We start from the raw sequence: 23,013 nt of genomic DNA, 5'->3' as shown, positions 1-23,013 counted from the left end.
GAAGAGGTGTAGCTCAAAGCTACACCTCTATGGAGTTACTAAAGTAAAACTTTTTTTATTATAAACAATGTGGATTATATCATTAGACTATTCTAAAGTCAGTAGTTAACTTATTGCTTATTCTAATTCAATAATTAAATCGTCTTGTCCAACCATTGTTTTTTCTGTTAAGTGTATTTTTTTGATAACTCCCGAAACAGGAGAAGTAATGGTGCTTTCCATTTTCATGGCTTCAATGATAAACAAAGGTGTATTAGGAGTTACATTATCTCCTTCCTGTACCAAAATTTGTGACAAACTTCCTTGTAAAGGCGCACCAATTTGGCGTTCTCCACTTGCTTTTTGATGCAGCACTTTTTCTGTTTTAATCGTTTGATCTTTGATTTTGACAGAGCGAGTTTGACCATTGAGTTCAAAGGTTACATTGCGCATTCCTTCTTCATCTGGTGCCGAGGAACCGATGTATCGAATTAAAATATTTTTACCATTATCAATTTCTACAATCGTCTCTTCATTTTGTTTCAAACCATAAAAGAAAGGTAGTGTTGGTAAATGTTGGACGGCGTTAAATTTCTCGTGATGTTCATAAAAATCTCTAAATACTTTTGGATAGAGTTTGTAAGAAATAAAATCTAACTCATCACAGAATGTACTAAATTCTTCTTGAAATGCCTTGAACTCTTTTTCAAAGTCAATGGGAGCTAAATGCGCATTAGGACGTTCGACAAAAGGTTGCTCCTCTTTTAAAACGATTTTTTGCAATTCTGAAGGAAAGCCACCGTGCGGTTGTCCCAAATTTCCTCTAAATAGTGCTTTAACACTATCGGGGAAATCAATGGTTGTTCCTTTGGTAAGGATATCGTTTTCAGTATAATTGTTGGCAGTCATAAACATTGCCATATCTCCAACAACTTTTGAGGATGGAGTAACTTTAACTAAATCACCGAATAAGCGATTGACAACTCCGTAGTTGTGTTTAATCGTTTCAAATTGATCCTCTAGACCTAAACCTCTTGCCTGTGGACGTAAGTTAGAGTACTGTCCGCCAGGAATTTCATGTTGATAAACTTCCGCTGTTCCTGCTTTTAGTTCGGACTCAAATGGATAGTAGAATTCTCGAACAGCTTCCCAATAGTTGGAAAATGAATTTAAGGATTGGACATCTAAGTCAGAAGCACGTTCATGAAACTGGAGCATACTGGCAATAGAGTTGAAGTTAGGCTGAGATGTTAGTCCAGAGACAGCACTTAGGGCAACATCCACAACATCAACACCCGCTTCAATCGCTTTTAAGTAAGTAGCAGATTGAATAGACGAAGTATCATGCGTATGTAAGTGAATGGGCAAATCAACGGCTTCTTTAAGCCCTGTGATCAATTGTTCTGCAGCATAAGGTTGTAATAAACCTGCCATATCTTTGATACAAAGCAAGTGAGCACCCTCATCTTCTAACTGACGCGCTAAATCAAGGTAGTATTGCAAGGTATATTTTGTTTTGTTAGGATTGTTAATATCCCCCGTGTAACAAATACAAGCCTCTGCCAAAGAGTTGGTTCGTTCTCGGATGGTTCGAATGCTCACTTTCATAGCTTCTACCCAGTTCAAGGAATCAAAAACTCTAAAAATATCAATACCTGTTTCAGCAGCTTTTTCTATAAACTTTTCTACCAGATTGTCAGGATATGCCGTATACCCAACGGCATTAGAACCACGCAGTAACATTTGCAACAATGTATTGGGCATTGCCTTTCTCAACAATTTCAAACGTTCCCAAGGACACTCTTTTAAAAATCGCAAAGCAACATCAAAGGTAGCACCGCCCCAAACTTCCATAGAAAAGATATTGGGGTTGTTTTTGGCAAACGATTCAGCCACTTTAATCATATCATGGGTACGGACACGAGTTGCCAACAAGGATTGATGCGCATCTCTGAAAGTAGTGTCTGTAAACTGAATGGATTTTTCTTGTTTTAACCAATCTACAAAACCTGCTCGACCAAGTTCATTGAGCTTGTCTTTGGTTCCTTTTGGGAAGTCGCTCATTTTATCAAACGCAGGAACAATTGGTTTGCGAAATGTTTTATTCGCATCAACATATTTAACATCTGGATTCCCGTTAATAATAACGTCACCCAAATACGATAACATTTTAGTACCTCTATCCAAACGTCGTTTGGATGATTGCATTAGTTGAGGGTTCGAATCAATAAAGGTAACGGTTGCTTTTCCCGCTTGAAATGTCTCGTCTGTTAATAAGTTAAGAAGAAACGGAATATTGGTTTTAACGCCACGAATTCTATATTCTCTTAATGCTCTATGCAAGCGACCAGATGCTCCTTTGAGGGTGCGCCCCCAAGCGGTAACTTTAACAAGCATGCTGTCAAAAAAAGGTGAAATCTTGGCGCCAGTATAAGCAGAACCAGCATCTAGACGAATCCCAAAGCCAGCAGCACTGCGATAAGCAATTAGTTGACCATAATCTGGTTTAAATCCTTCGGTAGGGTCTTCAGTTGTAATTCTACATTGAATTGCATACCCCATATGACTGACACTTTGTTGGCTCAGAATATAAATCTGTGGATGGGATAGTGGGTAACCCATTGCAATCAAAATCTGAGAACGAACAATATCAATGCCTGTGATTTGCTCGGTAATGGTATGCTCTACTTGAATTCTAGGGTTGACTTCTATAAAGTAAATGTTTTCATCTTTATCAACCAAAAATTCAACAGTTCCAGCATTACTATAGTTGACATGTTTGGCAATACGCAACGAATATTCGTATAAGGCGTCTTTGGTGTTTTGACCTAGAGTGGCAGATGGAGCTACTTCTACTACTTTTTGAAAACGACGTTGCAAAGAACAGTCTCTTTCAAAAAGATGCACCATATTGCCATAGTTGTCGGCTAAAATTTGAACCTCAATATGTTTGGGCGCGTCAATATATTTTTCTAAAAAAACGGTATCGTCTCCAAAGGCTGTTTTGGCTTCTCCTTTAGCTTCTGAATAGGCTTTAGGAAGGTCTGATTCTTGGCGGACGACACGCATACCACGACCACCTCCACCTGAGGCAGCTTTTACCATAATCGGATAACCAATGCGAGCAGCCTCTTCTAAGGCAATTTCTACGCTGGTTAATGGAATTTGACTGTCTTCAATTAACGGAACTTCTAGCTTTCGTGCAATTTCTTTGGCATCTACTTTATCTCCCAATTGTTGCATGGCAGAAGGGGATGGACCAACAAAGACAATTCCTTCTTCTTGACAGCGTTGAGCAAAGCGAACATTTTCTGACAAAAAACCATATCCAGGGTGGATGGCTTCCACCGCATTTTCTTTAGCTATTCGAATGATTTCTTCAATATCCAAATAAGGCTTTAGTGGTTCGTCATCTTTGCCCACTTGGTAGGCTTCATCAGCTTTGTAACGATGTAGAGAATAACGATCTTCGTGCGTATAAATAGCAACAGTAGTGAGTTCTAGTTCGGAGGCAGCACGAAGTACCCGTACAGCAATTTCTCCTCGGTTGGCAACCATTAATTTTTGGAAACGGTTGTGTTTTTGCGTTTTCATCGCGTTTTTAAATTTGAGATTAGAAGAATACTAAATTGAAAACCTATATATAACATTCTTTGATAGCTTACAACAAATAAAAAATCCAATTCCAACAAACAGGCTTGGAAAATTAGAACGTGTTGCAGTGCCTAAGAACATGATTTTTTAAGTAGTAGTGGGGTATTTTTAGATTCTAACCTTTGAACATTTAAAAGCTAAATGTTCAACTATTGGATTGTCGCAAAGTAATTGTAATCTGAGGAGAAAAGCAAGCTTTTAAGAAGCAAATTTGGAATTTTATTTTAGACTTAAACTATATGTAGTTTAATAGTTTTGCTATTCTGATTTAGAAACCTTTTTTTAGAATATTATATGGCTTTTGTAGATTGCTTTGTTTTACAATCCCTTGCAAAAGGGAGAGCTATTTTTGTGTTGATTTAGGACAATTTTCATTTTTCAAATGAAGGGGGTGGATCGTTCAAATAATTTGATAAGAATCGTAGTTTATTTTATAAAGGAGATATTGTTTTATAATAATTTGCAGACAGACTTATTGAAAAATAAGCCTATATTTAGTTGTAAGTTTCGTTTCCATACACACCTAAATTAAAAATATGAATACTATAAAAACTCTACTAACAATCTATTTTTTGTTTTACCTTTCCAATCTTTTTGCGATTGATGGATTGTTATTGGTAACAACAGATTATACATTTCAAGATAAATGGTATAAAACGGTTAGTACTACTATTCCCCAAATAATGACCACAAAAACAGTTTTTAAAGGGCAAAATACATTTATTGCTGTTGTTGCTGGAGATTTTGGATTAGACGAGAATGGAAAAGTTAATGCCGTCTATGATATTGTTATCACAACGCCAAAAAGAAAAGAATTTTTAAAAGAAACGGACTTGCCTATTCTGTCTGACAAAAAAATAAATCCTAAATACCTCCAAATGGGAGATGCTATTCTTAAAGTTGCATTTGGAGAGAAAGATTTATTTGGAAAATATAAGGTTAAAATAAAAATAAGAGATTTAGTATCAGGTAAATCTAAGGTTTTGAAATCAGAGCTTGTTGTACAACAACTGCCAGCTTATGATGCTTTTAAGGTAAAGGGGGAAGAAGGATTTAATAAATGGATGCAAGGTTATTATAGAGATCAACGACCTGAAGCAGCTATCGCCCATTATATCTATTATGCTAAGAGCGAAATGTCGGAAAACGAGAATTCTTTTTTGCCTGTTTTTTCAGCAATGCTAGAGATTGTTAATCACAATAAATTTTTGCTGCATCAAATTCTAAATGCCTATCAAAAAGAGGATGAGAATACACGGTTTCATTTAATTTACTTATTGTACTATAGTGACTTAGAAGCAGAGGAATTTTTAGAAAACTTAAAAGGAATTGAATCCGAAGCTTATGTAGAACTACAGAAATCTGCTTTACCGAATCCCTACGATGTTATTATTAACCCCGCACAATTGGATATGTTGTGGTGTGAGTTTATGTTTAGTGGAAGTTACAAATCAATATTACGTTTGATTCAAACCCTGGACTATGTAAAATACGAAGGAGGGATAGAAGCCTATGGTGAATCTGAACAGACAGAAGAAGATAAAACGAATCTAATTAACGACGCAATATATGATGCTTTGGTTTGGTCTTTTACTAGTAACTGTGAGCAACATCCGCTAGTTAAGAAATATGCCTTATGGGCATTAGAGAACGAACCGCTTTCGGTTGCACAAAAAGAAGAATTAAGCAAAATATTAAACTAGTGTTATAAAAAGTTAGTAGACTAATGACAAAAAGAGCGCTGAATTATTTAATTCAGCGCTCTTCCTATTGTTAGTATTTTCAGATCTTAATACTCGTCTTCTGGGAAGAAGAAATCTGATTTTGTTGGAAAGTCAGCCCAAATATCTTCAATGCCCTCATATACTTCGCCTTCGTCTTCAAGAGCTTGAAGATTTTCGATTACTTCAATAGGCGCACCAGAACGAATTGCGTAGTCAATTAACTCATCGCGAGTTGCTGGCCAAGGAGCATCTTGTAGGTGAGAGGCTAATTCTAAAGTCCAATACATAATATAGTATAATTTTAGTTTTTAAATTCAATTGTTAAGGTTCCTCAACCATGTTATAATATGGCTGTTGTTGGAAACGCTGCAAATGTAAAAAAGTTAATGTGAAATTGTATAACCTAACGTACTTTTTTTCAAAAGGTTGCTTTTTTTCTTTTTTTTTAGTCAAATAAAGCATTTATAAGCTATTTATTAAGGTAAACAGATGAAGAATAGAAAAAGTTTTGAAGCTTTATATTTTACTCATGAAATGTTTTTTTTACTAAATGTTAATAGCTTTTTCATAGAAAGAAGTTAGACTTTTTAGATTTTTAATTGGTTGATCATTATGTTTTTAGTTAAGAGTGGGCTTCGTTTGAGTTTAGATTATGGCGAAAAAAAGATGAATTAAGGGATGAAGTATTTTATACTTTTGAGTAGTAAAAAATATTAAAATCCCCCTTTTGTAAGTGAAATTATCTTTTTTATTAAAATCTAAATTTCTTATGAAGAAACTACTATTAATTTTGATCAGTTTGTGTTTTATTTTAACTGCCTATGGGCAACCTTCGGGTAATTCAGGACAGTTAACAGCAATTGAAAAAGTGCAAGGAGATGGCAAGCCTTATGGTTATTATGAATATTTGCCACAAAATTATACTTCAGGGCAAGTTTATCCACTTGTTTTATTCCTACATGGTCGAGGAGAACGAGGTAGTGGGCAGCTTCCTGATTTGAATAGAGTATTGAGACATGGACCAATGAAGCGAATCGGTCAGGCGATTAGCAATCCTAATGGAGGTTCTGGTAGACATTTTCCTGCTATTATTATTGCTCCACAAACATCGTCAAGGCATATGCCTATCTTATTGGAACAATTGATTGACTATTTATTAAATGTGGGTTACCCAATTGATGTTAGCCGAATTTATGTCACTGGATTAAGTGCAGGAGGGGGCTCTGTGTGGAAATTTGGAGAGGCTTATCCCAATTTGGTGGCAGCGATGGTGCCTATTTGTGGAGCAGATAAGGTAGCCGACCCATCCCCGCATCTTCAAAGTGTGCCAATTTGGGCATTTCATAATTTTGGAGATAAAGTAGTAAAAATTCCTTTTACAGCACAAAATGTAGATAGAATAGCAAATGTAGGTGGTCCTACAATCCTCAGAGAAGGGTACTTGTATCCTTATACTTACCCCAACCCAAATGACCCTAATGAATTGGGACCAGCAACAACAGACCAAACATTTCAATTTGATGGAACTAGTTTTAGCATCGCATCAGGTGTGCATTCTCCTACTCAAAACCTTGCTTTTACTTTATACAAAGCATCAGGGCACAATGCTTGGTCGGCTGCGTATTACAACGATAATATGTGGGCATGGTTATTTGCTCAAAGCAAATCTGTTGTTGTCCCTAATGTTCCGCCTGTCGCGGATGCGGGAGCAGATATACATATTACAAGCCCACAAAATGCAGTTACTTTAGATGGGACTGGGAGCTTAGATAGTGATGGTACCATTACTTCTTACCAATGGCGTTTGTTGAGTGGGCCAGTTAGTACTTCTGGTAATCCAATATTAATCAACTTTAGTTATACTCCGAATACGATATTAGCAACAGCCCCTTGGAATAATACGCTTGGTCAAGTATCTGTAGGAACAACTATTAATAATTTGGTTGATGATCAAAATAATCCAACAGGAGTTACTTTGCATCTCTTGGATGCTTGGAGCGCTAAGCTAAGCGGACTTTCTACAGGAAATAATTCTGGAGTAATGCCAGATGCTGTTATAGCATCTACTTATTGGATACGTAGTAGAGGTGTTGCTAGAAAAATTATCGTTGATGGTTTGGCTCCAAATGGTTTGTATGATTTTACATTTTATGGTGGGAGAAATGGAACAGGAAATAAAACAACTCGGTACACAATAGGGAGTCAATCTGGAATTCTTAATGCAACAAACAATACAACACAAGCAGTTATCCTCAATGATGTTGTAGCGGATGCTTCTGGGGAAATTTTATTTGAAGTAGATACTGCCAATGGAGCAGAATATGCTTATTTGAATGGATTGATTATAAGTCCAAAGGCTTCTGTTGTTTCGCTTCAAACGCCACAAAATGTCACGACTATGGTGAATAATTTAGCAGTAGGAACCTATGTGTTTGAATTGGAGGTAATGGATGACCAAGGAGCAACTCACACAGATCAAGTTTCAGTGACAATTGCCAATCCATCTATGAGAAAAAGTTCACAACACTCTATTGTTATCAAGGAAGACCATGTTACTGCAACCGTATTTCCCAATCCTGTTGAAACAGAAGTATATCTAACCAATGTGGCATCAGATATTGAACAAATTATTGTTATAGATATTTCAGGAAAGCTTATGTATCAAGCTAACTCTGCGAATGGAAATTATAAAATTTCAATGGCTGATTGGAAAGAGGGAATTTATTTTATTGCCTTGATGAATGCAGAAAAAGTAGTTGAGACTAAAAAAATTATAAAGAGAGGAAAATAAATCGGAAGGTTTAGTAAGGGCAAAAAAAATGGGTTGGTCATTTCCCCCGAGCAGACCAACCCTGTTAGGTTTGATTACCCCACCAAACCTAAGCTATGAAAACCATTATATTTAATTACTAAAATTTAATTTTAGTAGTGTTTTTTTAGAAGAAGATCAAGTGCTTTTTTTGATCTATTCCCAATGTCAGACTTTTTCTTTTTTTTTGCAAGAAAAAAGACATAAAAATATAGATTTATTTAACGAAGGCTTAAAGTACTATTTTTTAGAAACCTTATTTTCTCGCTTAATGCGTAATATATAGGGTTGATAAACTTGCGCAATATATAGATGATTTTTGTAGCTAACAGCAGTTGATGCAGCACTAATTTGCTTCCCATCGTTAGAATATGCCACTTCTTTGGTTCCATCAGTAGTATTTACACTATAAACAACGCTAGGAGCTATCTTGGATGAGTCCTTGAAATGAGCAAAAAACTTAAATGCTTTGAGATGTGCAGGAATTAAGAGTTCTTTGTTTTGACCTAATCTTATATTGTCTCCGCCGACCAATTGAGTAACTTTTTCTCGATTAATCAAGTTTCCATCTGCTTTAATACTGTACTTAAATAGAGTATGCTGGCGTGTGGTACTTGCGTATAAATAACGCTCTTTGGATGTAATATACAAGCCATTTGGGTACGCCAATTTAGAAGCAACTTTTGCCCAACCACCTTGCTCATCACAAAAAACGATGCTACCTGATTTTGCTTTAAAAAGCAAGGCGAGTTGATTGCCTCGTTTCTTTTGGTCAATACTAGTATAGAAGCCTCCTTTTTTTAAGGCAACAACAGTATTAGGGGAGTTCATTAATATATTTTGATAGGCTTTTACAAATTTAAGTTGTTGCTCGTTTACTTCATATTTGTAAACATAGTGTTTGTCTCTTTGCTCGTCATGAGAAACGATAAATAAATACACTTTTCCATTTTGACGAACCAAGTCAAATCCATGTGGTTGAAAAACGAGTGTGTCGGGTTCGTTGACCCGTAGGAGAGGACGACTGATTAAAGAATCTTTGTCCAAATCAATGGCATAAATATTCCCATTAGGAATACTATCTTTTAAGCGGCGATTGGTGCAAGAAACCAGTAATCTAGGGTGTTGACATGAAATAGTATCTAAGAGTATATCTTCGGGACCTGCCCCTGTAGCAATACGCTCAGAAGAGTTGTGCGTGTTTTTGGGTACCGAAACACAGGCAAGACAGATGGAAAAATAAGCGATAGAAATTAGATAATAAGTAAGTTTATACATATTCATTAAGCTTTTTGTTAAGTAATAGTAATAGGGGGTACTAATGTACGAATCATTACTGTTTAAAAGATAAAAATAGAAATATGTATTGCATAAATGTTTCTAGAATACCTGTTAGATGAACTTGTAATTAAGGGTATAATTTTTTATGTTTACACGATTTTAGTACCCTATCTATTAAGTATATGGCATTTTATAGGAGTCTTTTGAGGAGGCGTAATGTTTTTACGACTAAAAAAAGGATACTTATTTTATGTCCTCCTTATTACTGTAAGCATACTATTCTTTTGCTTTTAAAACAAACGGAATCTTTATGAGGATATCAAATAAACAATATATTCTTCTTTTCTTTCTTCTTTCTATTGTACTATGTATCCCAGCTTTTTATAATGGTTTTCCCTTGTTTTTTACCGACTCATTGGGGTATATTATTTCAGGATTTGAAGGGAAAGCAGGCAATACACGATTGTGGTTGTATGGTGGTTTTATACGACACGTTAGTTTATGGGAGTCTTTGTGGTTGGTTTTATTGGCACAGGGAATTATTTTGATAGGAGCTATTCACTTGATTTTTAAATACTTTTTCCCTAGCAAATACTTAGCAGTTTCTTTGACTTCTTATATTTGCATGATTGCAGCAACAACGGCAGCTTCTTTTCACGTTAGCATGCTAATGCCAGATATTTTTACTCCAATTGTCCTACTCAGTTTCTGTCTTTTATTACTAGCAACCAATATATCAAGAAGAGATTTTGGAATAGCAGTCTTTTTATTTCTTCTATCTTCAGGAATGCATAATTCGCATACGTTGTTAAATCTAATTCTACTTTTGGTAGTGTTGTTGGGAAGGTTCTTGAAAGGAGGGAAAGCTAGATACCAACAATTGGGGATTACAGGCCGAAAATTGGCATTTATGATGGCTCTGGTAGGAGGGAGTTATCTAACAACTTGTACCATTCAATACAGTCGAGGTGGAGGCTTTGTTGGAACTGAAGGCGGAGGAATATTTTTGTTTGCTCGATTGTGTGATTTTGGTCTAGCCCAAAGCTATTTAGAAGAAAATTGCACGGAATTCGACCATGATATTTGCGGGCATATAAAGTCATTGGGTTTGGGGCGGTACTTTTTATGGTCGCCAGGAAGTTATTTTAACAAGAAGGAGTTATGGCATTGGTCAGATGAAAAAGTAGCCCTTTACAATGAGTTATGTTGGAAAATTTTAACCCACCCTAAGTATTTAAAAAAGTATATCATTCGCAGTTTAGAAGCCACCTTGATGCAGCTGTCTTTTTTTGATTATAACAATCAGGAAGATATGGGGAATACCAAAGATCGCCCATTTATGGCTCCCATAAAACCTTATTTTCCTACCTATTATTTGGCAGGGCAAGACAGTCGCCAAGTTCTAAAAACATATACAGAGCAGGAAGTATATGTCGCTAATTTTGTGCAAAAGGTTGTGTTATATTTATCTGCGTTTATTGTTTTGATGGCTTTCTTTTTTTATAGAGGTTATTCAGAACAAGAAAAGGCATTGGCTACACTGCTAATTTTGGGAATTTTGGTAAATGCATTTATTGTTGCTTCAACTTCTGGTGTTTATGATCGTTATAATAGCCGAGTAGCTTGGTTGATTACCTTACCTGCTTTTGGATTGGTATGGAATATTCTGAAAACAAGAAAAGCAAGAGATAAAAAGTTGATTTAAAATAGCACCAAAAATAAGATCGTATTATTGATCGTTGGTTTATCTTTGGTGCTATATCAGAATATTTTATCAAGAGAAAATGAGGCAAAATCAATTGCATTTATAAAACTAATACAAGGTGCTACTGCGTGGAATACTTAAGCCTCAATTTCATATTGACGAATTTTTCGATACAATGTCCGTTCTGAAATGCCGAGTTCCTTTGCCGCTTCTTTGCGCTTTCCTCGATGTTTGGCTAGCGCTTTTTTGATTAACTCTTGCTCCATATCTTCAATGGATAAGGATTCTTCAATTTCTTCCACATCGCTATATTTATTACTAACAGGTCGTTCAGAATTGATGACAATAGGAGTATGTTTGCTATTGTGTTCCTCGTAATTTTCTTCCTCATAGTCCGAGTTGTTAAAGCTAGCCTTGGTTTGAGCTTGAAAACTGGGGACAGGCGTTAGACTCGAAGCTGTTGTGCCATTAGGCATTTGAAGATTATTGGTATGAGCAATTTCGGCAATCAATGTTTTTAGATCAGCCAAATCTTTTTTCATCTCATACAAAAACTTGAACAAAATCTCCCGTTCATAAAAACCAGAACCTGCGGCATTATCAAAACCGCCTCCAAATTGATTGCTGACTGCTGGCAGATTTCTATCCAATGCCTTGGGAATAAATTGCAAGAGTTCGTCTGCGGTAATTGTTTTACTATCAGAAAGGGCAGATACTTGTAAGGCGATGTTTTTTAACTCTCGGATATTACCTGGCCAACTATAATTTTCTAATAGTAGCTGGGCTCGTTCGTCCAAACGAACGGGAGTCGTTTTATAACGTTCTGCAAAGTCAGCTGCAAATTTTCGGAACAAAATGTGAATATCTTCTGAACGATCTTTTAATGGAGGAACCTTGATGGGAACCGTATTGAGTCGATAGTACAAATCTTCTCTAAATTTCCCTTGCTGTACATTCTCCAGTAGCTTAACATTAGTGGCTGCAATGACCCGAACATCTGTTTTTTCAACTTTGTTGGAACCCATTTTGACAAACTCACCTTGTTCCAAAACACGCAGTAAGAACTGTTGTAGTTTGGCAGGCATTTCTCCAATTTCATCTAAGAAAATAGTTCCACCATTGACCGTTTCAAAATAACCTTTTCGTTCTGTTGTTGCTCCTGTAAAGGCATTTTTAGTATGCCCAAAGAGTTCAGAATACAACGTGCTTTCGGGCAAAGCACCACAGTTAATGGCAATAAATTTTTGATGCTTTCGACTCGATAAATTGTGTATAATTTTGGAAAAAGATTCTTTTCCAACACCACTTGCCCCCTCTATGAGTACAGATAAATCTGTTGGTGCCACTTGTACGGCTATTTGCAAGGCATGATTTAAGGTTGGAGAATTACCTATAATTCCAAAACGTTGTTTAATTGATTGTAAATTCATATAGTATTATCTGTGTTCAGATGTATAAAATGAGTAAGTATATCGAATGACTTTTTCTTCACCGGCTTTCAATTTTAGCTCCCAGCATACATCCGTTTTTTTATTTAAAGTATAGCCAAACTGCACCCTTGGAGCCAATTGCCATTCAAGGTTGGATTTATCCAATTCACCAGCAATAGCACGTTTTAGGTCTAGGCGGATGGCTTTGTTTTTGTAATTATGAACCGTTACTTCTGCTTCAACCTCTACTAAATCATTATAATAAGTATAATTTCCCTTCTTTAAGCTTTTTTTATTGGGAGTACGATTGGTTTCTTTTTCTAAAAAGCGGACACTAACATCAGGTGCTTCCGTAAGTTTGACAGAAATATCATCTTTCTGGGAAGTATAGCCCAATTTATCTTGGCTAATAGGAGCTTGTTGGTTTTTATCATTTTTTAAAACGAGTGCAGAACCAGCTGTCCACGTAAACTTAGAATTGTTGGTTAGTTTAATGGTATGAACAACAGGATTTTCTTTTTTTATGAAGCTATATTCTAAGGCATAGGTAATGTTATTGTCTGATAGAACTGCTTCATAAATATGCTCTACGGGAACATCAACTGTGAAAATATCAAAGAAAGCTCGTTCCCCTTTTTTTAGAACAACATCATTGAGTGTATAAAAATATAGATCTTCCATAGCAGTAGCCTCGCCAAAAGAGGGAGCAGGTGAGGCGGTCGTTGTATTGCCCGAAAAAGTAGTTGGACTGTTGTAGACCGTTTCATTGAACTGGTTTTGAGGAATCGCAATGTTACCAAATGCTTGAACGTTATTGGCAAATCCTCCAATATGAATGTCTAAAAAATTAATTAATTCAGAAATGCTTGTAGCATATTTAAAATTGGGAACACCGGCTACTAAATTAAGTTTTTTGGTGCTGATGTCTTCTGCTTCATTCAAAACGGTAGACCGAAGGGATAATTTGGCTTTATTTTCTTCAATCAATTCAATTTTATAATCGGGTTTCCAAGCCAACCCATTGCATAAATACATCATATCCAAAGCCTGTTTGGGTTTATCTGATTTAAAATCAATTTGCAGAGCAGGCAATTGTTTTGACTGAGTATAGTCATAAGTAAATTGAGGCGTGTTAGAAAATTCGATGTGCATCAACCCATTAATACTGCTCTCTTTGAATACCATAGTTTTACCTTCTTTGGTAATTAAAGCGAATAATGGAGCTTTTAGATTGGGAGCATCGGGTTTCTTTTTGGGCGTTACTTGCATGAATAAAATTTTCCCTGTGTATAGCGTATCTTTAAAATATAGTGTTGCTGTTTTTCCATCGTTCAAAGCTAGCATAGCTGCAAAATCACTAGCTACTGCTTGCTCTTTTGTTTTAATGGTTTTTTTGTAAGCTTTTACCAATTTAAAATCATTGTCAGGAGAGTTGAGCCAAAACGTTCCGTTTAAAGCGGCGGGGATGGTATCTCCTAAAATCAGCCAACTATTGTTTTGGGTAGCAACAGTTCCTTTTTTTACAAAGAATGCAGTTTTGTTCTTAAAAATAGAAACAGATTCAATGTTCAATCCTTCTTGAGCTTGCGTTGTAATACAAACTAATAGGCAGATTAAAAATGTTGATAAACTTGATTTTGAAGGCATAATTTTGTGGCTTGAAACGAATAATTAAATTAAGTAGAGGAGTTTTTTATTGAATCTCTAGAATTCCATCCTTGCTACTAATGAAAAGTATTTTGGGCTTCTCCTCGTCTAGTGCCCTTTTGGCTTTGGCATAAGCTCCAATTTGTTGAGGACTAGGATTGATGCTCAATTCAGTTGGATGTACAAAAGTATATATTCCATAACCATTTCCGTACACCGACCAACCTTCTACCTGATCCAAGTCGCTAATGGTAAAATCCCAGTTAGTATCTGCAATCGTTTTAGGTTTGTATTGTGCTAAATAGCGTAAAGCAGATTGTTGAATATCAGGAATCGTATCTATGTAATCAAAAATAATATACGTTCCATTTTTGAATAAAACCCAATCTTTGTAGCTAGGAATAATAGCTGCTTGTACATACCCCAATAGCTCTTTAGGTGCTATCATCAAATCTTGATTCACAACAGCGGGAGCCATGTCTTCAATGGGCTGATTGGTCATGGTGCCAGACGATTTACGAGGTGTTGTTGTTGCAGGAGGCGATTCAGGAAGTGTTTGAGATTGATAGGTAGTTGGTTCGGGAAGTGTTGAAATTGGATCCTGTTCGATTGGAGTAGGTTGTTGGTTGCAACTATACAACAATAAAAGTATAAGAGAGAGAGAAAAGAAGAGTGATTTTATCATTGTAAGAATATTTTAATTAACGTGTTTAGGATTAGGAGCTATTGTTCAATTGTTTTTTTTAGCATGATCATATGGTTCAAAAGAATTCCTTTTTCGTAAATAGGCGTTGGATAATTATCAATAAAAAAATTCTTTTTGATGTCATCAATTTCAAATCCCTCTTTTTGGTACAAATACAACTGTTTGAAGGCCGTATTAGCAGTACCTATAAGAATGGTTGTATAGGATTGCTCCTTTGCTTTTTGGATGGCATCTCTAATTAACAACGTGCCAATTCCTTTGCCTTGAGCACTTTCTAAAACAGCAATGTTTTTTATTTCTATGCAATGATTGTTGATGGGGAATAAGACATATAAACCAAGCAGCTGCCCTTGGTGTTCAAAGACATAACAATCCGATTGATGGATGTATCGATTAATAGCTTCTATCGTTTCATCAGCAAGCAGTAGCAAATCATAAGGAATTTCTTCTTCCTTAGAACAGCGTCTAGTTATAACATTATATTCAAACAATACGTCAATAGATTTTCAGATGCGCTTGCATCAGCTTGATAAAACTGTTCCTTTTCTAAAATAGCTATAGAAGCCAAATTTTGAGGATGGACAAAAGCTTTTATCGTTTTGCAGTTGGTTGTTCTTACTTCTTGAACCATTGCATGTAGCAACTCTTTGCCATATCCTTTATTCCAAAACATTTTACCAATAGAATACCCAATGGTACAGGTTGGCTCTTGTTTATCATAGGTCAAGACGCAAGTGCCAATTAACTCATTGGTATCGTTTTTAGCAATCGCCCATCTTTTAGACGAAAAATGGGCAGCTTCCTGCGTTGCCTTTTTAATCATTTGGAGCGCCTCCTCTTCGTTTAAGAGAGGAGGATTAGCCCTAAATTTCATCGCTTCTGCATCCGAATAAATGCGAATTAATGCCGTTGTATCTTCTGTTGTTAAGGATCTAAAATGCAATCGTTTACTTGCTTTCATACATAGATTGTATTAAGCCTTGTGTTGCAAGTATTCTGCTTCGTCTACTAATGTTCCTTTTAGAGTAGCAGAAGTGAAGTCGTGAATTTTGACATAGGCATAAGTACCTATTTGGGCATCTTCACGAGGGAAAACGACCATTTTGTTTTGAGAGGTACGCCCTGCCAATTCTTGGTCTGACTTTTTAGAAACTTTCTCAATCAAAATTTTGTGATATTGCCCTACTTCTTTGCGATTGTGCTCAAATGACATTTGATTTTGCAAACGGATAATTTCATTCAAACGACGTTTTTTAACTTCCAAAGGAACATCGTCTTCGTATTTTTTATGCGCTAGTGTATTGGGACGCTCAGAATAAAAGAACATATAAGACATACTATATTGAGCAATCTCCATGATAGAAAGTGTCTCTTGGTGTTCCTCTTCTGTTTCACCACAGAAACCAGCAATCATATCTGAAGAAATGGCACAATCAGGCATAATTTCGTAGATACGATGTATTTTGTTGATGTACCATTCTCTATCGTAGGTACGATTCATTTTTTTAAGAATATTAGAATTACCAGACTGAACAGGTAGGTGAATGTACTTACAAATATTTTCATATTTTGCCATATTGAACAAGACCTTATCGGTAATGTCCTTGGGGTGTGAAGTAGAAAAACGTACACGCAAATCTGGGCTGACTTTAGCCGTCAATTCTAATAAATCCGCAAAATCAATGGTTTCATCTGTATCTGGATTTTTCCATTTATAAGAATCTACATTTTGACCCAAAAGGGTAACTTCACGAAAACCTCTGTTGAATAAGTCGGTACATTCTGCCAAAATAGAAAAAGGATCACGGCTACGTTCTCGTCCACGAGTGAAAGGAACCACACAGAACGAACACATATTATCACAACCTCTCATGATGGTTACAAAAGCGGTTACTCCATTGCTTCCCAATCGAACAGGATTGATATTTGAATAAGTTTCTTCCCTAGATAGAAATACATTGATTCCTTTATCTCCATCTTCTGCTGTTGCAATCAAGTTGGGAAGATCACGGTAAGCATCTGGTCCGACCACCAAATCCACTAATTTTTCTTGGTCAAGCAATTTTTGCTTCAATCGCTCAGCCATACAACCTAAGACGCCTACTAAAGTACCTGGTTTTTTGTCTTTGATTTTGTCAAAGACACGCAATCGCTTGCGAACGGTATCCTCTGCTTTTTCTCGGATAGAACAAGTATTGATCAAAATCAAATCAGAGTTATCCATATCCCTAGTTGGAGAATAACCTACTTCAGATAGGATAGAGGCAACAATTTCACTATCACTAAAATTCATCTGGCAACCATAACTCTCAATGTAGAATTTTTTGTTATTGTCATCAGTTTGATTAGCGACTTGCTCTTTGAAGAAAACATCACCTTGTTTGCTTTCGTCTATGTTTTTTATTGTTGGATTGTCGTTGTACATATTTAATTTGTAAAATTCAAAACGCTATAAAGTCGAACAAATAACTTAATTTCTACCTATATCGTTCACAGGATTGGAAACTTATAATTTGTTCTTTAAATTAGAATTACTCCGTTGGAAAATCATATTGTTTACTTCGTGAGGGCTTCGCCGTTGGTTATTAGTAAGATGCAGTTTTATTTGCTTTGATTCTAATAGCCTGATAAGTAAGCTAATACAAGATGCTTTTTTATGTTTTGTATAGAAAAACTAAAAAAATAACAGAGTATTAAGTAATAACACTGCAAAGATACAAAAAAAGAATGCAAAGCTGCCATTTTGTCAGAGAGTTTTTTGTGTCTAATTTCTGATATAGGCTTCTTGTACCAAAGAAAGTGCTTTTTGAGGCAAAATGGTAAATTATTGTTTAGCTTTGTTTGGCTTGTGGAAAGAACTTTATAGGGAGGCTAATGAATAAGGGTATACAATTTATCGTTGTATGGTTCTAAAAGAAAAGACTTAGAATACACAGTAATAGGCTCAAAAATAACACCATAAGTATAGGGAATAAGAATGCACCAACAATCCCAAACAAGGGAAGTATAAAAACAGTCGATTGTTTGAGTAGGTCTTTAAGTAATCGTTCATAAAAAATTATAGGCAAAATAGAATTCTTTTTGCACTGTTCTTCATCAAAAAATCTCGTTTTAGCCTGCTAAAACTTCAATTTTTTTCTTTGAACAGCACTAAAAACAATTACATTTTTAACTATACTTTTTTCGGTAGTGATGTAGATTGTATGATAAGTTAGAAAAAAAGACAATGAAGACTATATTTGTAAGATGTGTTCAATATCTATACAAATAAAATGTCCTCATTGCCACAATTCAAAGGTCGTTAAAAACGGGAAAAAAACCACAGGAAGACAAAACTTTCTGTGTAAGAATTGTGGCAAACAATTTCAAGCTGAATATTTATACCAAGGAGCAGATCCAAGTATGAAAGCCCAGCTACAAAGTTCTTTATTACATGGTAGTGGTATTAGAGATTGTTACAAAATATTTGGAATTAGTCCTAAAACTACTCTTCGATTTATACTAGAGCAAGGAGAAAAAATTAAAATTACTCCTAGACAAAAGAAGTATAAAAAAGTGCAAATTGATGAGTTATATTCCTTTGTGAATCAGAAAGGTAAAAAAGTGTGGGTTTTCTACGTTTACGCTCCTGAGACCAAAGAAATATTAGCTGTAACAATGGGCAAACGTACAAAAAAGCAACTTCGATATTTAATGACACAATTAAAGTGTCTAGATATAGAAATTGAATTTTACTGTACAGATGCTTTTAAGAGTTTTAAAGAGGTCTTACCTTATTATCAACATATTATTGGTAAATCTTTTACTAAAGATATTGAAGGTATTAATACTCTTATTCGCTCTAAAATTGCACGATTTCACCGAAGAACTACCAAGTTTTCTAAGAAACTTAAGTATCAATGGCATTTGTTTAAAATTTTTGTCTTTTATTTCAATGAACTTCCATCATACATTTAACAACACAACCCTTTTTTCTGTCCACTTACTTAAAAGTAAATTTGTTAAACTTATTCTCAGAATAGTCATTAAAATCATCTAGAGGAGACATTATTGTTTTTAATAAAAAGTTAATGCAAATAATTAATCAATATCAAATTAATGAATTGTTTTACGAGGTCAATGAAAGAATAAAACATTGGTTTTGCCAAGATGCTAAAGGAGTAAAACATGAACTCTTAACGATTCAACGAACAAAAGAAACAGCTTTTATATTAAAATGTTTGTTTAAATATGAGTTGCCCCTTTTGGTGAACCAATCTATAGAAGGAATACAAAATATTCAAGCGATAGGTTTTGACGAGCACGAACAATGTTACTTTATTGTCTACGAATATTTAGAAGGCTTTGTTCGATTGAGTAGTGGTCGTTCTATGACAAGTTTTCAAAATCTGTTAGACCTAGCAAAAGGCTTGGAGAGCTTGCAAGCGAAACAATATACAACACAAATTATAAGTCCCAATACGATTCGGATTAATTCAGAAGGAAGGGCTGTATTGAGTTATGTGGGACTATGGGACTTGTTTAGAAAAGAAGAGGTATTGCCTGAACGACAACTCTCGCCAGATACACAGGCATTTCTGAAATCCAATCAAAATGATGTCGTCAGCCGCCCTAGTCATCAAGATAATGTGTACGCTTTAATCAAGAGTTTTGAATCGTTCTTAAAAAAAGAACAAAAGCAAATGGTTGTTGGGGCTATTTTACAAAGGGGTTTATTTCCTCAAAGAGCAGACTCTCTAAGTAGTTATTCAGAATTGATAGAATTATTAGAACAAGTTAGCTTTAAAATGCCTTACGATGAGAAACGTCGAGCAATTCGAGTGATTGTGAACCGAAAAGCTATTGATGCCAATACCTTGCGCTTGCTGTTGAAAGAAATGAATCAAGAAGTGTGTTTGGATTTGGCGCATCAGCGTTCGGATAGAGGCTTGATAACAGGGCGTTTTAGTACCGCAAATTGGAACGGAAAATTTGTATTAAATAATGATAAGTCGCTTTTTATTCCACATTGTAATAACGAACGCAACAACCGCGTTTGGGATGCTCCTTACTCTTTTGTGCTGAAAGCTTCTTTTTCAGAATATCCATCTAACTACAATTGCATCCCATTTTTTACTCAAAAGTTCGAGTCTCAAAATGACTTGCTCAAATTGCAACGCAAACAGAAAAGTTTGGTGCGTGCTTGGAAGTTATTACCAGAAAAAGAGTTACAACAGTTGGAGCAAAATGCGTTTCAAGTAAACTATAAGCACCGAACTCAAGACGCAGAGGGGCGATTGGTATTTCGACTAAGCAAAACAAGTATCAGTACTTGGGTGAGAGTAGCCGCAATACATCAACAATCAATTGGTTTGTGTGTGGAGAGGCAGTTGGTGGGGCGCTTGGTGGATTATGATAAGATCCAAAAAACCATTGTTTTGGGAGATATACACTGTCTATTGGAGGAAATTCCTAAGAAAGGAATTTTAAAAGAAGATCTTCGTCAGGAGAGTAGTCAGCTAAGAAAGCAGTTGGAAGCATTGCAAAACTTTGAAGCGTCAAAGATAGTTAATCCTTTGTTGTGTCGGATTCTGGCACGTCCTGAGGTGAATGCTTTTGTCGAGAATCAACCGTTGCAGGAGGAAAATTACCAAGCATTTAGCAAGACTTTGTTTAATCCAAATTTGTGTAACGATAGAACGCAAGCAGAAGCAGTGTTAGAAGCTTTAAATCGGCAGCCACTTTATTTAATTCAAGGACCTCCGGGGACAGGTAAAACAACGGTTATTATTGAGCTTTTGCAGCAAATATTGCAACGAGAAAAAGAAGCCAAAATATTGGTAACTTCTCAATCTAATCTAGCCGTTGATAATGTCTTGGAAGGGATTTTGAAGATAAATAAAAGAACACAAAATAGCTTGCCTTTTATGCGTTTGGCTAGTAAGTATACCTTGAATAAATCCGCTATACCCACAGAAATTATGGCGCATACCTACGAACACAAACTGCAACAATGGATTCAAGAAAAAGAACAAAAATCTGTGGACTATATCAAGGGTTGTTCTCCGTCAGAGCAAAAACAACTGAAGGCAATACAGCAACGTTGGTTTGCTTTTTTGAATGGTGCGAATGTTGATTTAGCAAATGGTAAAAAACAAGCAATGGTGCAAACTGGGCATGGAGCAGTTGACTTTTTAAGTGCTTTGTTGCAAGAAGTTTCCATTGTAGGGGCTACCTGTATGCACATCGCTAGCGGTCAATATCAAAATATGAATTTTGAGTTTGATTATGTTATTATGGATGAAAGTAGCAAAGCGACTCCTTCCGAAACATTGGTTCCTATCAATATGGGGCGAAATATTATTTTAATAGGTGATCATCAACAGTTACCGCCTGTGGTTGCTAAAGATAGAGTACTGAAAGGAGCTTTAAAAAAGACTTTAGTAGATAATGGTTTGGGGGAGGATAGAGATTTTGGAAAAAGTTTATTTGAAACATTAATTGAAGCATTTGAGCAAGATGAGAAACAAAAAGCACACATAAAAATGCTGGCGGTTCAATATCGAATGCCTGCCCAAATTGGAAGTTTGATTTCTAAGTATTTTTATAAGAATACATTGCAAAATGCAGCACCTGAACTATTGAAGCATACTCAGCATGGTTTGAATTTGAAAAAAGATACGTCAATTGTTTTTATAAATACTTCTAATCGTTCTAATCCTAGTGATAATGGAGATTCCGTTCATCGTAGCAATGCTTGTAATGTTGCTGTTATTACTGAATTGTTGACTCAATTAAATACTTTGTATGTGGGGAACAAAGAGCAGGAAAAACCACTTTCAATTGGTGTGATTGCTGGTTATAATGGACAAGTGAAGTTGTTGCGAAAAGCAATTGATCAAAAGAATTACGAAAATTTTGAAGCGTTGATCAGCGTGGATACTGTTGATAAATTTCAAGGGGCTGAACGAGATATTATTATTTATGATATTGTACGAAGTAGCCCTCAAAAGAAAGATGTTATTGGTTTTTTAGAAGATCATCGGCGTATTAATGTTGCTTTTTCGAGGGTCAAACGCTTGCTTTTTATTGTAGGCGACAAAGACTATCTATTAAATAGAGCAATCCTTCATCCACAAAGTGCGGTTAAAATATTTAAATTGCAGCAAATTGTTCAAGCGCTGGATAAAGAGGGACTTGTATATGATGATTTTAGTGACTTGTTAGAGAAAGATTTTTAGAATGAATAACCGTATGCATACAGAAAAAATATGGCAAGAATATAAAGACCGATATCAAGATAAAGGGTATACATTGGTTGATGTACAGGAAACTTATTTTCCAATATGGAAATGTACACAGGAGCTAATCAGTTGTTCACAAATACCTTTGGATGGATTTAGTCGGGTGATCTTGCAAACGATAGAGGCTGGAAAGGTGGCGCACAAAGAAATTTGTGCTTTTCTAGGTTTAGATCAGGAGCGTTTTGTTTTAGGACAATTTCATTATTTGTTGCAACAAGATTTTGTCCGACTAGCGGAGGATCAAACTTATTGGATAACTCCCCAAGGAAAAGAGTTGTTGAAAGAACAGGCAAAAGTAGAGCAATTAGATAGCATTAAATTTGAGTATTATATTATACAAGGACAAGCTAGTACTCGAAAAGAAAAAATGGCGTTGCAGTTTTTTAATCCTAAGCAGCCTCTAAATACGGACTTATCCACTGCCAAACAAGCAAATTTTGAAGGATATCGAGTTTATCAAAGTAATCGTTTAGAACGAAGCTCTAGCGTTCAAATATTGCCTCATGATCAAAATCAAGCTCCCAATTTGAGTAAATTAAGAAGTCAAAAAAATAAGTTGGCTGATTTTTTTACCAAAGTGACAGGCAAGCAATTGTATAGTTTTGGAACAGGGGGCGTAAAATGTTATCCACATCATCTTTGTTTTTTGAAATTACTCTATCAGAAAGAAGGAGATAAGAGGGCTTCTGTGATAGATGTTCGGCAATCTCCTAAATCAGTATGGCGTTTTGAGGGGTTTGAATTAGAAACCTTTTTTTATAGTTGATCCAATTTTATGCTCTAAAAGATCAACGA

The 23,013-nt window shown here is 35.7% G+C and carries 15 protein-coding genes; 6 read left to right on the top strand and 9 right to left on the bottom strand.

What is annotated here, in order from left to right:
- Positions 1 to 117 precede the first annotated feature (117 nt).
- Positions 118 to 3,573, bottom strand: a complete 3,456-nt coding sequence (locus QP953_RS17925) for a pyruvate carboxylase (protein WP_309552195.1) — start codon at positions 3,571 to 3,573, stop codon at positions 118 to 120.
- 596 nt (positions 3,574 to 4,169) lie between these two features.
- Between QP953_RS17925 and QP953_RS17920 the strand changes: the two genes are divergently transcribed.
- Positions 4,170 to 5,336, top strand: coding sequence for a hypothetical protein (locus QP953_RS17920; protein WP_052597408.1), 1,167 nt, complete (start codon positions 4,170 to 4,172; stop codon positions 5,334 to 5,336).
- Positions 5,337 to 5,422: 86 nt separating this feature from the next.
- Here QP953_RS17920 and QP953_RS17915 read toward each other — a convergent pair whose 3' ends face one another.
- On the bottom strand, positions 5,423 to 5,644 hold the full coding sequence (locus tag QP953_RS17915; RefSeq protein WP_052597406.1) for a DUF2795 domain-containing protein: 222 nt from the start codon (positions 5,642 to 5,644) through the stop codon (positions 5,423 to 5,425).
- A 482-nt stretch (positions 5,645 to 6,126) separates the two neighbouring features.
- Here QP953_RS17915 and QP953_RS17910 point away from each other — a divergent pair, with 482 nt between their 5' ends.
- Complete coding sequence (locus tag QP953_RS17910) at positions 6,127 to 8,148, top strand: PKD domain-containing protein (RefSeq protein ID WP_309552193.1); 2,022 nt, start codon at positions 6,127 to 6,129, stop codon at positions 8,146 to 8,148.
- 258 nt (positions 8,149 to 8,406) lie between these two features.
- Here the strand turns inward: QP953_RS17910 and QP953_RS17905 are convergent, their stop codons facing one another.
- Complete coding sequence (locus tag QP953_RS17905) at positions 8,407 to 9,444, bottom strand: SMP-30/gluconolactonase/LRE family protein (protein ID WP_309552191.1); 1,038 nt, start codon at positions 9,442 to 9,444, stop codon at positions 8,407 to 8,409.
- 313 nt (positions 9,445 to 9,757) lie between these two features.
- Between QP953_RS17905 and QP953_RS17900 the strand changes: the two genes are divergently transcribed.
- On the top strand, positions 9,758 to 11,152 hold the full coding sequence (locus tag QP953_RS17900; protein ID WP_309552189.1) for a hypothetical protein: 1,395 nt from the start codon (positions 9,758 to 9,760) through the stop codon (positions 11,150 to 11,152).
- A 137-nt stretch (positions 11,153 to 11,289) separates the two neighbouring features.
- On the opposite strand, the gene QP953_RS17895 is transcribed toward QP953_RS17900, so the two are convergent.
- Genes QP953_RS17895 through miaB form a run of 6 tightly spaced genes read right to left on the bottom strand, consistent with a single transcriptional unit; the run spans position 11,290 to position 17,360 of the window.
- On the bottom strand, positions 11,290 to 12,582 hold the full coding sequence (locus QP953_RS17895) for a sigma-54 dependent transcriptional regulator (RefSeq protein WP_309552188.1): 1,293 nt from the start codon (positions 12,580 to 12,582) through the stop codon (positions 11,290 to 11,292).
- Between the two features lie 6 nt (positions 12,583 to 12,588).
- The gene (locus QP953_RS17890; protein ID WP_052597395.1) at positions 12,589 to 14,229 is read right to left on the bottom strand and encodes a hypothetical protein; all 1,641 of its coding nucleotides are present in this window, start codon (positions 14,227 to 14,229) and stop codon (positions 12,589 to 12,591) included.
- Positions 14,230 to 14,275: 46 nt separating this feature from the next.
- Positions 14,276 to 14,914 carry a hypothetical protein gene (locus tag QP953_RS17885; RefSeq protein ID WP_309552186.1) on the bottom strand — a complete coding sequence of 213 codons (639 nt, stop codon included), beginning with the start codon at positions 14,912 to 14,914 and terminating at the stop codon, positions 14,276 to 14,278.
- A gap of 38 nt (positions 14,915 to 14,952) precedes the next feature.
- Positions 14,953 to 15,426 carry a GNAT family N-acetyltransferase gene (locus QP953_RS17880; RefSeq protein ID WP_309552184.1) on the bottom strand — a complete coding sequence of 158 codons (474 nt, stop codon included), beginning with the start codon at positions 15,424 to 15,426 and terminating at the stop codon, positions 14,953 to 14,955.
- The gene (locus QP953_RS17875) at positions 15,405 to 15,896 is read right to left on the bottom strand and encodes a GNAT family N-acetyltransferase (RefSeq protein ID WP_309552182.1); all 492 of its coding nucleotides are present in this window, start codon (positions 15,894 to 15,896) and stop codon (positions 15,405 to 15,407) included. Before QP953_RS17875 ends, QP953_RS17880 begins: the two co-directional genes overlap by 22 nt.
- A 12-nt stretch (positions 15,897 to 15,908) precedes the next feature.
- Entirely contained in the window at positions 15,909 to 17,360 is a 1,452-nt protein-coding gene (gene miaB, locus QP953_RS17870) for a tRNA (N6-isopentenyl adenosine(37)-C2)-methylthiotransferase MiaB (RefSeq protein WP_309552181.1), read from the bottom strand.
- Positions 17,361 to 18,181: 821 nt separating this feature from the next.
- Here miaB and QP953_RS17865 point away from each other — a divergent pair.
- From QP953_RS17865 to QP953_RS17855, 3 genes are all read left to right on the top strand, one after another.
- A complete protein-coding gene (locus QP953_RS17865) occupies positions 18,182 to 18,892 on the top strand; it encodes an IS1 family transposase (protein WP_309551951.1) in 711 nt (236 codons plus the stop codon).
- Between the two features lie 113 nt (positions 18,893 to 19,005).
- Positions 19,006 to 22,155, top strand: a complete 3,150-nt coding sequence (locus tag QP953_RS17860) for an AAA domain-containing protein (protein ID WP_309552180.1) — start codon at positions 19,006 to 19,008, stop codon at positions 22,153 to 22,155.
- Between the two features lies 1 nt (position 22,156).
- A complete protein-coding gene (locus QP953_RS17855) occupies positions 22,157 to 22,984 on the top strand; it encodes a hypothetical protein (RefSeq protein WP_309552178.1) in 828 nt (275 codons plus the stop codon).
- The last annotated feature ends 29 nt before the right edge of the window (positions 22,985 to 23,013 follow it).

It is taken from the genome of Aureispira sp. CCB-E, from assembly GCF_031326345.1.
In the GTDB taxonomy this organism is placed as follows: Bacteria; Bacteroidota; Bacteroidia; order Chitinophagales; family Saprospiraceae; genus Aureispira.
Note: the sequence above shows the minus strand (reverse complement) of the source record. Positions and strands in the feature narration are given on the sequence as shown.